The sequence below is a fragment of the Glutamicibacter protophormiae genome (genome assembly GCF_016894325.1).
Classification (GTDB): Bacteria; Actinomycetota; Actinomycetes; order Actinomycetales; family Micrococcaceae; genus Glutamicibacter; species Glutamicibacter protophormiae.
In genome coordinates, this window is the sequence record NZ_CP069806.1 from 1,419,046 (window position 1) to 1,431,467 (window position 12,422).

The 12,422-nt window shown below is 65.9% G+C and carries 10 protein-coding genes; 8 read left to right on the plus strand and 2 right to left on the minus strand.

The genetic code is table 11. The annotated features are described in order from the left end of the window. Positions 1-33 precede the first annotated feature (33 nt). The 5 genes from JQN66_RS06725 to JQN66_RS06745 all read left to right on the plus strand — a co-directional run bounded on the left by JQN66_RS06725 (position 34) and on the right by JQN66_RS06745 (position 4,752). The gene (locus JQN66_RS06725) at positions 34-951 is read left to right on the plus strand and encodes an ABC transporter ATP-binding protein (RefSeq protein ID WP_204677126.1); all 918 of its coding nucleotides are present in this window, start codon (positions 34-36) and stop codon (positions 949-951) included. Further along, positions 948-1,643, plus strand: a complete 696-nt coding sequence (locus JQN66_RS06730; RefSeq protein ID WP_204677127.1) for a hypothetical protein — start codon at positions 948-950, stop codon at positions 1,641-1,643. The genes JQN66_RS06725 and JQN66_RS06730 overlap by 4 nt, the downstream gene beginning before the upstream one ends. Before the next feature lie 404 nt (positions 1,644-2,047). Next, positions 2,048-3,187, plus strand: coding sequence for a PDDEXK-like family protein (locus JQN66_RS06735; protein WP_204677128.1), 1,140 nt, complete (start codon positions 2,048-2,050; stop codon positions 3,185-3,187). A 68-nt stretch (positions 3,188-3,255) separates the two neighbouring features. Further along, positions 3,256-4,257, plus strand: a complete 1,002-nt coding sequence (locus tag JQN66_RS06740; RefSeq protein ID WP_204677129.1) for a 3'-5' exonuclease — start codon at positions 3,256-3,258, stop codon at positions 4,255-4,257. 96 nt (positions 4,258-4,353) lie between these two features. Then, on the plus strand, positions 4,354-4,752 hold the full coding sequence (locus JQN66_RS06745; RefSeq protein WP_204677130.1) for a hypothetical protein: 399 nt from the start codon (positions 4,354-4,356) through the stop codon (positions 4,750-4,752). Positions 4,753-4,823: 71 nt separating this feature from the next. Here JQN66_RS06745 and JQN66_RS06750 read toward each other — a convergent pair whose 3' ends face one another. Beyond that, on the minus strand, positions 4,824-5,765 hold the full coding sequence (locus JQN66_RS06750; RefSeq protein ID WP_204677131.1) for a hypothetical protein: 942 nt from the start codon (positions 5,763-5,765) through the stop codon (positions 4,824-4,826). A 52-nt stretch (positions 5,766-5,817) separates the two neighbouring features. Between JQN66_RS06750 and JQN66_RS06755 the strand changes: the two genes are divergently transcribed. The 3 genes from JQN66_RS06755 to JQN66_RS06765 all read left to right on the plus strand — a co-directional run bounded on the left by JQN66_RS06755 (position 5,818) and on the right by JQN66_RS06765 (position 11,467). Beyond that, the gene (locus tag JQN66_RS06755; protein ID WP_204677132.1) at positions 5,818-6,984 is read left to right on the plus strand and encodes an exonuclease SbcCD subunit D; all 1,167 of its coding nucleotides are present in this window, start codon (positions 5,818-5,820) and stop codon (positions 6,982-6,984) included. Then, complete coding sequence (locus JQN66_RS06760; RefSeq protein ID WP_204677133.1) at positions 6,981-10,079, plus strand: AAA family ATPase; 3,099 nt, start codon at positions 6,981-6,983, stop codon at positions 10,077-10,079. The genes JQN66_RS06755 and JQN66_RS06760 overlap by 4 nt, the downstream gene beginning before the upstream one ends. Positions 10,080-10,237: 158 nt before the next feature. Then, positions 10,238-11,467, plus strand: coding sequence for an MFS transporter (locus tag JQN66_RS06765; RefSeq protein ID WP_239464163.1), 1,230 nt, complete (start codon positions 10,238-10,240; stop codon positions 11,465-11,467). Positions 11,468-11,560: 93 nt separating this feature from the next. Here the strand turns inward: JQN66_RS06765 and JQN66_RS06770 are convergent, their stop codons facing one another. Continuing rightward, on the minus strand, positions 11,561-12,256 hold the full coding sequence (locus tag JQN66_RS06770) for an IclR family transcriptional regulator (RefSeq protein ID WP_204677135.1): 696 nt from the start codon (positions 12,254-12,256) through the stop codon (positions 11,561-11,563). Between the last annotated feature and the right edge of the window lie 166 nt (positions 12,257-12,422).

Sequence of the window (12,422 nt, forward strand, 5' to 3'; positions counted from 1 at the left end):
CCGGCCTCCCACAAGCACAGGCAGGAATGAGCCATGAGTGAAACACCAGCCATCGCCACCCGGGCGCTGAGCAAGACCTACAAAGACGTCAAGGCCCTGGACAATGTCGGCCTCAGCCTGGCCCCGAACCGGATCTACGGGTTGCTCGGACGCAACGGAGCGGGAAAAACCACGCTGATGTCGATCCTGACCGGGCAGAACTTCGCCGATCACGGGACCGCGGAGATCTTCGGGCACACCCCGTTCGAACATGATCCAACACTGGCGCGCCTGTGCTTCATCCGCGAATCGCAGAAGTACCCGGATGACTTCAAGGTCTTCCAGGCGTTCCACGCCGCGGCGCTCTTCTTCGGGAACTGGGAGGAGGAACTCGCCCAGGACCTCATCCGGGCCTTCAACCTCCCGGTCAAGCGCCGGATCAAGAAACTCTCCCGCGGCCAGCTTTCCGCGGTGGGCGTGATCATCGGCATGGCTTCGCGCGCCGAGATCACCTTTTTCGACGAGCCCTACCTGGGACTGGACGCCGTGGCCCGGCAGATCTTCTACGACCGCCTGGTCGAGGACTTCGCGCAGCACCCGCGCACCATCGTGCTCTCCAGCCACCTGATCGACGAGGTCGCCAACCTGCTGGAGCACGTGATCGTGATCGACCAGGGCAGGATCATCATCGACGCCGAGGCCGAGGAGCTGCAGGGCGCGGCGGTCACCGTCACCGGCGGCGCCCAGAAGGTCGAGGAATTCATCGCCGGCTACCCGGTCATCCACCGCGATGCGCTGGGCTCGCTGGCCAGCATTTCCATCCGCGCCCGGCTCACCGCCGAACAGCGCGAACGAGCGCAGATCTTGGGCCTTGAACTGACCCCGGTCTCGCTGCAGCAGCTGGTGGTCCGCAGCACGCTGAGCTCCCAGAAGGACCAGGAACAGACTACCGAGAGGCAGGCCATCAAATGAGCCGCATCATCAAGGTCGCACGCATGCAGCTGATCAACAAGTGGACGTTCATCGGGATTCCGCTGGTGATCCTGGCCAGCTCGTTCCTCTTCACCGTGGCCATCTGGTACCTGGTGCGCCGCGGCGGGGGAGAAGGCATCCTCTACGGCGGGGGCGCCCAGGCCCCCATGTGGTACTTCCTGGCCCTGGGCATCCAGGCGCTGACGCTCACCTTCCCCTTCGCCATGGCGATGAGCGTCTCGCGGCGCAGTTTCTACCTGGGAACGCTGGCGCTGTTCTCCGCCTGCGCCCTGATCCTGGCGGTGTTCTACTACCTGATGGGCCTGGTCGAGGTGGCCACCGGGGGATGGGGTGTGGACGGGAGGTTCTTCGCCCTGCAGTGGATCGCCGAGAACAACTGGCTCACGCAGATCCTGTTCTACTTCGTGCTGATGATCCTGCTGTTCATGGTCGGCTTCTTCGCCGCGACGCTGTACATGCGCTGGAGGACCACCGGAGTGCTGGTCTTCACCATCGGGCTCGGGCTGGCCCTGCTCGGGGCGGTCGCCCTGATCACGCTGACCGAAACCTGGCCGCAGGTCGGCCGCTGGCTGGCGGCGTGGACCGCCGCCGGGGTGACCGCCGCCGGCGCGGGCCTTGCGGTCGTCCTGGCCGGATCCTCCTACCTGACCCTGCGCAAGGCCACCGTCTAGGTCAGATCTAACCGAACAATGCAACATCGAGGACCTGCCGCCCACTCGGGCGGCAGGCCTTTGCCTTGTAGCGCCTAGCGGACGGTTGTCTACTTTGCGCCTCCGGTGCAGAGGTCGTTGGAGCGTGCGCCATCAACCGATCGTGTCCTTATAGATCCTCGATGGTGATCAACGATGTAGGGCACCCAACAAATTGACCAGAATCGACTATGCGCGGAGATCTATTCGTAGTCGCTTTCTCACGGTCGTGAGTCGAGAAAAATCTAGTGTAAGCGCGAATCGACGTGTGGTGCGCCCCTCCTGCAAACGGATACATCTGAATCTTGCCTTGTGTAACGGTGGAGCTATGACAGTAAGGTGTCACGACTCTGCGGAACTTCCTTGGAATTGGTATATTCGCAGCCATGTCAAAGGTAGAGAAAAGCGGAAGCGAACCGCTAATCACGAATTTCAAGTTGATGCTGCATCTGAATAGTGAAATTCGTTGGTCGGCTTTTTTGGCTTCGCTAATTCTCAACGATACTTCCACTGCCGCATCATGGTTGGGCCTAGAGCCAGCCGATATCTGCACGGTCCAATGCGAGCGCGTCGATCAAGATGGTCGACCAGACATCGTGCTTGTCGACGAACACGATCGCATCAGTGCAGTGATTGAAGTCAAAATCTTAGCCGGTTTGGGGCCGTCTCAATTGGAGCGATATCTCCAACCTCAAAACGGACGAACCATTAGTTATCGACTTATCGTACCCGGACAGTTTCCGCTTTCCATCCGTGCGGAGAGTTGGCAACTAAATACTTGGGAGGACGTTCTAGGCCAATTCACCACGAGCTCGAATCGGTGGGTAGCACTAACGTCAGCCGGAATGATCTCGCACCTCTCAGATGAATTGCCCTCGATAAACGAACAGATGTCATGGGTCGATCTACCGATCGGCAGCGACTTTCGGCTGGAAGTCAGAGGGCGTGTTAGTTGGCTGTATCGCCAGCTGATCCCACGCGCCTCGGGCAACTTGGCACTGGAAACTTCGTCATCCAGCAACGTCTCGATCATCAGCTACGAAATTCCGTTCGAACACCCTAGTGGTGACTATTCGGTCTATATGGAGATTGAGGAATCTCTGTCGCGCAAGAAGGGCTGGCCTCTTGTTGTCGCTGAGGATAGTACTAGGCCGACCGGGCCGATCGCCATAATCGGGTTGAAGAAGAACGACAGCACGTCGAGAGGATTTGACTGGGACCTGCTACATGCAATGTGGACCAATGCACTCAAGGATACTGGCATGGATTTTCTTGCAGCCTCTGCAAAACCGCGAGCCGAACATGACAAGGAAAGTTGGGGTACCCAGGTCAAGAATGGCATGCCCAAATTTGTTGGTAGGGGATACGGCGAAAACCAAGCAGCCAAACATGGTTTTTGCGTATTTGGTGTGCACGCGATGTTGTCGGGGGATTCGATGGATTCACTTGCAGAATCGGCTCAATCGCTGATTGCTCAACTGCATAACATGGAAGAGGTGGCCGTTGCACGCACAACGAATAAGTAGCAGGCTTCACTAGTAAGATGTGATGGCGGAAACTGCGGCGGTGTTGAACTAAGAGTAGGCTGTAGGGCGTGGCTTTGGACTTCACTGCAGTAGATTTTGAGACAGCAAACGGATTTATCGGCTCGGCCTGCTCGGTCGGCCTGGTCAAGGTACGCTCCGGGCGCATCGTGGAGACCGAGCAGTGGCTCATGAAGCCGCCGGCCGGGTTCGACCACTTCGACCCGCGCAATGTCTCCATCCACCACATCACCGCGGACATGGTCATCGACGCCCCGCGCGTGGATGAGAAGCTGCCCGACCTGCTGGACTTCGTCGGCTCCGACGTGCTTGTCGCGCACAACTCCGCATTCGACTCCGGGGTGATCCGCGCGGCCTCCGAAGCCAGCGAGCGTCCGGTGCCGGAAATCGCGCACCTGTGCACCGTCAAGCTCTCCCGCAAGGCCTACGACCTGCCCAGCTACTCGCTGCCCTTCGTCGCTGAGGAAGCCGGCCACCCCATCGAGAACCACCACGAGGCGCTCGCCGACTCCGTGGCCTGCGCCTGGGCGATGATCGACATGGCCGAGCGCAGCGGCACCGCCTCGGTGCTGCAGACCGCCGACCACTACCGCGTGGGGCTGGGCCTGACCCAGGCCTGGAGCCCGGGCGACGCGCTCTCACGCGCCACCCGCGACGCGCAGGGCTGGCTGGCTTCGGGCAATCCGCTGCCCCCGCAGGGCGACTTCGGCAACTGGCCGCAGGAAGGCCCCAACCCGCAGCCGAACCTGGACGCGGATCCCAGCCATCCGCTCTACGGGCAGGTCATCGTCTTCACCGGCAACCTCAGCCTGCCGCGGCCCCAGGCCAAGGAGCTGGCCGCCCAGCACGGCGCCCAGTGCGCCTCCCGCGTCACCCGCGCCACCACCGCGCTGGTGGTCGGCGACGGCTTCGTCCCGCAGGACCTGGCCACCGGCCGGCTGACCAACAAGGCCAAGCACGTGCTGCGCCTGCGCGACAAGGGCCAGCGCGTCTCCATCATCTCCGAGGGCGAATTCCTGCAGATGGTCGGCGGGTTCGGGCTGACCGCCTAGGTACCAGTTCACTGGGAATACCGCTGGTCTTCACCTCCCGGACGCAGCGCGGCTGGTAGGTTGGCACTGACCGAGCCGCCGAACGAAACACCGTGCATGATCGACTTACTGACCGAACCGCCGGCAGGGTTTGTCCTGTCCCTGGCGGCACTGCTTTTCGCCGCCTGCCTGGCCCGGCGCACCCGCATGGCCCGCTGCGGCGCCTTCGTCGCCGGGGCGGCGGTCCTGCTGACCGGCGCGGCCGCGCTGGCCATGATCTTCCCGCTCTCCATCCGGGGAACCGCCTGCGGCATGCCCGCCGGGGCGCTGGACCCGGGCGCCGCCGCGGGAGGCTGCCGGATCGTCGCCAAGACCGTCTTCGACACCGCGCTGTGGCTGGGCCTGGGCGGTGCCGCCGCCGCATTCCTCAGTTTCGCCCCGGGACTGCGCAGCGCGTCGCCGATGCCGGCTGCCACGGGCCAGGACACCGCGGATCCGCGCGGCGGGCACGCGTAGGAGCTCCAGGAAAACACGACGCCGCACACCCCATCGGGTGTGCGGCGTCGTTGATTCGAGCAGGGCGCGGGCTAGACGAGCAGCGCCATCCAGCGGTCGTGCAGCTCGGAGATGATGTCGTCCAGGGCGCTGGCCGGGCGTTCGCCCACCGCATCCGAGCCGTGGATGGCCGAGAGCAGCGCCACGGCGTAGGCGTCGACCTCCGGATCGCGGGCCGCCTCGGCCTCGGCGGAGCCCGCCGGGACGGCGTCGACGTCGGATTCATCTTCGGCCTGCTCCGGCTCGTTCTCGGCGAAGTAGGCGTTGTAGGCCGCGGCCGGCGACAGGCCGATGCCGGCGCTGATGCGGGCGACGATCTCGCGCAGCGCCTGCGCGGCGGCGCCTTCCAGCGGCTCCAGCAGCGACGGCCACTGCGCGGCGGCGTCCTCCCCGTGCTCCATGGCGGAGCGGATGATTTTCGCGGCGGCGATGCCGGTCTCCGCCGCCTGGGCGTCGTGGGTGAGGAACGCGGCCGAGCGGGCCAGGGTCGCGGTGGTGCTCACCGGCACGCGGCCGAGCAGCGCGGCGATCGCGGCGCGCGGCAGCACGCCGGCGGAATCCGCGCCGGGGCCGGTCGGGCGCCCGGGCTGGCCCATGTCCTTGGAATCCAGTCCGGCAAGGTTCAACGGGTCGCCGGGGTGGATCGTCTCGAAGATCTCCACGTGGGCGAATTCCTTGTCGATCCAGCGATCCAGCGGCTGCGGGGCGTTGTCCGGGAAGGACCCGGTCAGCTTGTTGTAGCCGCGCAGCGCGGCCAGCCACATGCAGGCCGCTTCGTCGCTGGCCACGCCGTCGTTGGCCCATTCCAGGGCTTCGAGCAGGCCGTCGGCCAGGTAGAGCGGGAGGATTTCGGTGGCCCCGGGATCGATGTCGTCGCGGGCGTGGGTTGCGCCGTCGGCCAGGCCGAGCAGGATGGCGAACACCTTGTCTGAGTAGTTCTCTGGCAGGAGTGCAATTTCACCGGTTTCATTCACATCTCCCAGTCTAATGTCCTTTGTGTCGGTGGTTTTGCATAAGGTGGGTTTTATGCGATTGCTTCACACCTCAGACTGGCATTTGGGCCGCACCTTCCACGGCGCTTGGCTGCTGGAATCCCAGCGTGCGGTGCTCCAGGAAATCATCGACATCACCCGCGAGCGGAGCATCGATGCGGTGCTCATCGCCGGGGACATCTACGACCGGGCGCTGCCCCACGTGGATGCGGTGAAGCTGTGCAACTGGGCGCTGCGCGAACTGGCCGGCACCGGGGCGCGGATCATCATGACCAGCGGCAACCACGACTCGGCCTCGCGGCTGAACTTCGGCGCCGACCTGCTGGACGCCGCCGGGGTGCACATCATCGCGGACCTGGAGCGCATGCTGCAGCCGGCGGTGCTCGACGCGCAGGACCACAGGGTGGCAATCTACGGCATCCCGTATCTGGAGCCGCGCATGGTCATGGACCAGCTGGGGGTGCAGAAGGCCACCCACCAGGCGGTCGTGGCCGCGGCCATCACCCGGGTCGACGAGCACCTCGCGCAGCTGCGCGCCGAAGGCAGCCCGGTGGTCTCGGTATCGCTGGCCCACCTGTTCGCCGCCGGGGGAGTGGGCAGCGATTCGGAGCGCGAACTGAGCACCGGCAACCTGGATGTGGTCCCGGTGGAGCTCTTCGAGCACTTCGACTATTCGGCCCTGGGCCACCTGCACGGCCGCCAGCAGGTGCGCGGGCATGTGCGCTACTCGGGCTCGCCGCTGGCCTATTCCTTCTCCGAGGCGAACCACAAAAAGGGTGTGTGGATCATCGAAACCGGCCCTCAGGGGATTGCCGGCATCGAGGAGGTGCTGCTGGGCGTGCCGAAGCGGCTGGTGATCCTGCGCGGCGAGCTGCAGCAGCTGCTGGATGACCCGGACCTGGGTTACGCGGTGGATGCCTGGTGCCAGGTGACGCTGACCGATCCGGAGCGCCCCGCCGAGGCCATGCAGGCGATCCGCAGCCGCTTCCCGGACACCGTGGTGCTGAACTTCGACCCGCAGGGTGTGGAAGACAAGGAAAAGCCCACCAGCTACGCGCAACGGCTGGCCAAGGCCGCCAGCACCGAGGAGGTCGTCCAGGACTTCATCGAGCATGTGCGCGAACGCGCCGCCGACGAGGCCGAACGCGGCATCCTCCAGTCAGTCATCCAGCGCACCCGAGAGGCACAGGTCAGCCGATGAGAATCCACAAGCTGCAGATCCAGGCGTTCGGACCCTTCGCGGACACCGAGACCATCGACTTCGACGAGCTCGCTGAGGGCGGGTTGTTCCTGCTCGACGGCCCCACCGGTGCCGGCAAGTCCAGCATCCTGGACGCCATCTGCTATGCGCTCTACGGTTCGCTGCCCGGCAACCGCACCGGCAGCCGGCAGATCCGCTCCGACCATGCCGCCCCGGGGCTTGAACCGCAGGTCGTCTGTGAGCTGACCATCGGCAACCGCCGCTTCGAGGTCACCCGTTGCCCTGCCTGGATGCGCCCGGCCAAGCGCGGCAAGAACAAGGTCACCGAGCAGAAGGCCGTGAGCCTGCTGCGCGAATTCACCGGCGGCGCCTGGGAACAGCTTTCCACCCGCAACGACGAGGTCGGGCAGGTGCTCGGCGGACTGCTGGGGCTTGACCGCGACCAGTTCACCAAGGTCGTGATGCTGCCGCAGGGCGGCTTCGCCGACTTCCTGCGCGCCAAGGCCAAGGACCGCGAGGACCTGCTGGCCAACCTCTTCGACACCAGCGACTACGCCGCCATCGAAGAGGAGTTCTCCGCCCGCCTGGCCGAGGAGCGCAAGCAGACCGAAACCCTGGAATCCGCCCTGGCCGCCAGCGAGGCGGCGATCCGCGTCGAGGCCACCGGCTTCCTGGCGGCCCATGAGGTCCTCGACCCGGCGCCAGCACCGGGCGACGCAGGGCCTGCAAGAGCCGCGGCGGATGACACGGAGAATCCGGCGGCCGAAGCGGTCGGCACGGAGCAGGAATTCGAGGCCTACCAGGAGCGCATCCAGCACACCCACCACCGGCTTGCCGCCGCCGCGGGCCGGCTGCGCAGCCAGCTGTCAGCCGCGCGCGAGCGTTCGGCCGGGCTGGCAGAGCAGGTCCGGGTGTTCGCCCGCCTGCAGGAGCTGGCGCAGCTGAAGTCGGCCTACGCCGAACAGCATCCGGCCGCCGTGGCCGCCGGGGAGAAACTCGACCGCGATGCGAAGGCCGTTGCGGTGAAGGCCTACAAGGAACAGGCCGACCAGGCCGTGCAGCAGCATCGGAGCACCGCCGCGGCCTGGCGCGAGATCCAGGCGAAGCTGGCCACGGACTGGGATTTCACCGGCCAAGCCGACGAAGACACCCAGCAGCGGTTGTCAGCGCTGCTCAAGGGCAGGGAATCCGAGCTGACGCTGGCCAAGGAAGCGCTGGCCGAGGAAGCAGGCCGCGCCGGGCTCGCGGCCGCGCTCGACGAGCTCACCGCCCAGGTCGCCGCGCATCAGGACTCCAAGACCGCGGCCGAGCAGCTGCTTGCCTCGCTGCGCTCCGAACGCGTCGAACTGGAAGAACAGGAACTGGACGCGGAATCCGCGGCCGCGCTCGTGCTGCGGCTGCGTGAAGCCACCCAGCAGCTGTCCACCCAGCTGGAACATGCGAAAACCCGCGACAAGCTGGAAAAGTCAGTGGCGACGGCCGAATCGGCATTCGCCGCACAAAGCCTGAAAGTTGTCGAAGCGGAGAAGTCGCTGGTGGCCCTGCAACGCGAGCAGCTGGAACAGAGCGCGCTGCGCTTGGCCGCCGCGCTGGAAGACGGCCAGGCCTGCCTGGTCTGCGGCGCCACCGAGCATCCGAATCCTGCCCGCGCCGACGCCGGGGCGCAGCTGGTCGAGGACGAGCAGATCCAGCAGCTTGAGGCCGTCGTGGCGGCCGAGCGCACCAAGCTCTCCGCCGCCACCACGAAGCGCGATGTCGCCCTGACCAAATTCACCGCCGCCAGCGACGCGGCCGACGGGCATTCGGTGGCCGAACTCTCCGGGCGGCTGGAAACCAGCACCGGGCAGCTGGAGGCGGCCGTGAAGGAACAGGCCCGGATCGCCGCGGTGATCAAGAACATCGACCAGCTGCGCACCCGGATCGAAACCGAATCGGATCGGGCCAACCGGGCCGCGCTGGAGCATACGAAGTCGGCGCAGGCGGCCGCGGCGCTGGCCGGGAAGCTGAAGGACCTGGACGCCAAGCTGGAGAAGGTCCGCCAGGGGCAGGGCAGCCTGGAAGAGCTGGTGGCCCGGCTGAAGCTTGCCGTGGGCGCCTACACCCGCGGCCACAACGCCGTGTACCACTACCGCGAGGCCGATGCGGCGGCGCTGAAGGCGGAGAACACCTGGCACAAGGAACGCAAAGCCGCCGGCTTCCCAGATCCCGCAGCCTACGAAGCCGCACTGCTTCCGGCGGACGAACGGGCCGAACTGCACACGCTGGTCGCCGCGGATGCCGACCGGGCCAGCTCCATCACCACGCTGGAAGCCTCCGCGGACGCCCGCCGCGCTGCGAAGCTGGCCGCCGAGGGCGTCGAGCCGCCCACCGCACTGGATCTCGAACTGGCCGTCGAAGCGGTGGCCCAGGCGGACACCGACTACGAGCGGGCGCGAGAGCTGGAAGTCCTGGCGCAGAGCACCGCCGCCCGCCATGAGCAGGCCGTGGCCAGCCTGGCAGCGCTGCGCGCGGATTCCGGGCCGGTCATCGAGGCCTACCGGCGGCTTCGCGGCTTGGCCGACGTCATCCGCGGCGGGGGTGAGAACCTCTACAAGATGACACTGAGCACCTACGTGCTCGCGGCGCGGCTGGAAGAAGTGGCCGTGGCGGCCTCCCAACGCCTGGCTGTCATGTCCGGCGGGCGCTACTCGCTGCACCACGACGATTCAAAGCAGGGGAACAACAAGTCCGGGCTCGGCCTGCGCGTGCTGGATGCCTGGACGGGCAAGCACCGCGAAACGCAGACGCTCTCGGGCGGCGAGACCTTCATGGCTTCGCTGGCCCTGGCGCTCGGGCTGGCGGACGTCATCTCGCACCATTCCGGCGCGGTGGACATGCAGACCCTGTTCGTGGACGAGGGCTTCGGCTCGCTGGACGCCGAGACGCTGGAACAGGTCATGAGCGCGTTGGAGAACCTGCGGGCCGGCGGCCGGACCATCGGTCTGGTCTCGCACGTGGCGGAAATGAAGCAGCGGATCACCAACCGGGTCACGGTGGTGAAAACCCAGCACGGTTCGCGCATCGAACGCGAGGTGCAGCCGCTGGTGTCAATGTAGGACTGGACATGTCCGACGGGGCTGGCTATGTTGAGGATAGTGCCAATCGGCATATTTGGGCAGATGGTGCGTCGGGGGGTGTGGGACGACGCACACTTCGTCATGGAGTTGTGTTGTCCCAACATATCTTGTCGCGCGAAAATGCTGAGGAATCCGCGATGAAATCCGGATATTCGGCGCTGGTCCCCATGGTGGGACTGCCCTACCTTCCGCTGACCTTCCTGGCCCGCCTCCCGCTGGCCATGCTCACCATCGGTTCGATGACCTTGGTCACCGCCACCACCGGATCCTACGGCCTGGGCGGCCTGGCCGCGGCCATGGTCGGACTGGGCTCGGCCGTGGGCGGACCCAGCATCGGCTACCTGGCCGACCGGCGCGGACAGCGTCCGGTGCTGCTGGCCGCCGCCGTGCTGCACACCATCTTGCTGATCGCCTTCACGCTCTTCGCCAATTCCGGCGCCGAACTCGCGGTCGGACCCCTGGTCGCCCTGTGCCTGCTGGCCGGAGCCACCGGACCGCAGGTCGGCCCGATGTCCAGGGTCCGCTGGATCGCCATGTCCCGCGGCACGAACCAGAAACCCAAGACCCTGACCGCAGCGTTGAGCCTGGAATCCATGCTGGACGAACTCGGCTTCGTCTTTGGCCCGGTGGCAGTCGGCCTGCTGGCCTCGCTGGTCTCCCCGGTGCTTCCGCTGTACCTGGCCGCCGCGCTGACCATCGTGCTCGTGCCGCTGTTCGCGCTGCACCGCACCGCCGGCGCCCTGCAGCCCGGGGCCTCCGTCCACTCCGCGGCCAAGGTGAAGATCAGCGCAGGACAGGTGGCCGCGATCGGGTCGCTGGTGCTGAGCATGATCGCGCTGGGTACCGTCTTCGGCTCCACCGCCGCGGGCACCCTGGCCTTCGCCGGGGCGCAGGGCGATTCGAACCAGGGCGGCCTGCTTTACGGCGCCATGGGCGTTTCCAGCGCCATTGCCGCGATTTCCGTGGCCGCCTGGCCGCAGGGCTTCAGCCAGATCAGCCGCTGGATCGCCTGCGGCGCGGCGTTGAGCGTGCTCAGCTTCGGGCTGCACCTGGCCGATTCGACTCCGTGGATGCTGGCGGCCCTGTTCGTGGCCGGCTTCGCCGTCGGTCCGGTCATCGTCACCGTCATGACCCTGGGCGGCGAGGTTGCCCCGCCGCAGCGCCTGTCCACCGTGATGACCATGCTCTCCGCGGGCATCGTCGTGGGCACCGCGATCGGCAACGGCCTGGCCGGCCTGCTGGCCGACTCGATGGGCTACCTCGGCGCATTCTGGGTCGCCACCGGGGGAGCCTTCGTGATTCTGCTGGCAGGCCTCATCATGAAGGTCCTCGCCTCCCGGGCGGCCTCCTTGAGGCGCGTTCGCTAGGATCTGCGGCTTGCAGCGAAAACCCGCCGATGGAATTCTCCGGATTCCGTCGGCGGGTTTGCTTTTCCCCGGCGCCATGGCCGGGCCGTGCGCTCAGCTGCCCAGTTCGTCGGCGATATTCAGCGCAGCTTCCTTCAACGCGCGGATAATGCCGTTCCGGTCAGTGACGGTGCTGGCAGCGAAGACCACTGCGATCGAGGCCGGGGTGGTCTGCTGGCTGGGGATCGGCACCGCGATGGACGCGACACCCTGGATGACCTCGTTGGCGCTCGTGGCATAACCGTCGATCCGGGCTTCACGGGCCTGCGGCCGGTACTCGATCTCGGTGTCCAGCGCCCGCCACTGCTCCTTGGTGTACATGGACTGGATGGCGATTCCTGCAGCGCCGACGTCCATGCCGTGCACCGAACCAGGACGATGAACGATGGCGTTGCTCGAATGCAACGGTTCCACCGACTGCAGCGTGGTGCATACATCGTGTTCCCATACGGCGAGGAATGCCGTCATGGACAGATTGTTGGCCAGCCTGGTCAGTTCCGGCAACGCAGCGGACTGCAAATCCCGCTGCACTGACCGGGCCAGCGCCGCCAGACCCGAGGCGGGGCGGATCAGCCCGGCTTCGTCCCGGCTCAGCAGCCGGTGGTTTTCCAGCGTCCGGATAATGCGGTAGGCAATTGAACGGTGCACGTCGAGCTTGGCTGCGACCTCGGCGATGGATAGATAGGTCGGCGACGCGGCGACGATTTCCAGCACGCGAATGCCTCGGGAAAGTGTCTGGGAAGTTGGCATGGCGATAGTCATTCTGGCGCGGGGCGGACCAGGAACGATGCCGGGCACCGATGGTTTAAGCGAATGGGAATTCTGGTCCTCGTGTTCTCTATTAGAACAGATTTGCCGGATGGTGCGGAAATCTCCCGAGTCGTATGGGGATTTATCGTGACCCGGAACTCGTAGT

Bases quoted from the DNA above. Each gene is read 5' to 3' on its own strand.
- JQN66_RS06725 (WP_204677126.1), top strand. From the start codon at position 34: ATGAGTGAAACACCAGCCATCGCCACCCGGGCGCTGAGCAAGACCTAC.
- JQN66_RS06730 (WP_204677127.1), top strand. From the start codon at position 948: ATGAGCCGCATCATCAAGGTCGCACGCATGCAGCTGATCAACAAGTGG.
- JQN66_RS06735 (WP_204677128.1), top strand. From the start codon at position 2,048: ATGTCAAAGGTAGAGAAAAGCGGAAGCGAACCGCTAATCACGAATTTC.
- JQN66_RS06745 (WP_204677130.1), top strand. From the start codon at position 4,354: ATGATCGACTTACTGACCGAACCGCCGGCAGGGTTTGTCCTGTCCCTG.
- JQN66_RS06755 (WP_204677132.1), top strand. From the start codon at position 5,818: ATGCGATTGCTTCACACCTCAGACTGGCATTTGGGCCGCACCTTCCAC.
- JQN66_RS06760 (WP_204677133.1), top strand. From the start codon at position 6,981: ATGAGAATCCACAAGCTGCAGATCCAGGCGTTCGGACCCTTCGCGGAC.
- JQN66_RS06765 (WP_239464163.1), top strand. From the start codon at position 10,238: ATGAAATCCGGATATTCGGCGCTGGTCCCCATGGTGGGACTGCCCTAC.
- JQN66_RS06770 (WP_204677135.1), bottom strand. From the start codon at position 12,256: ATGCCAACTTCCCAGACACTTTCCCGAGGCATTCGCGTGCTGGAAATC.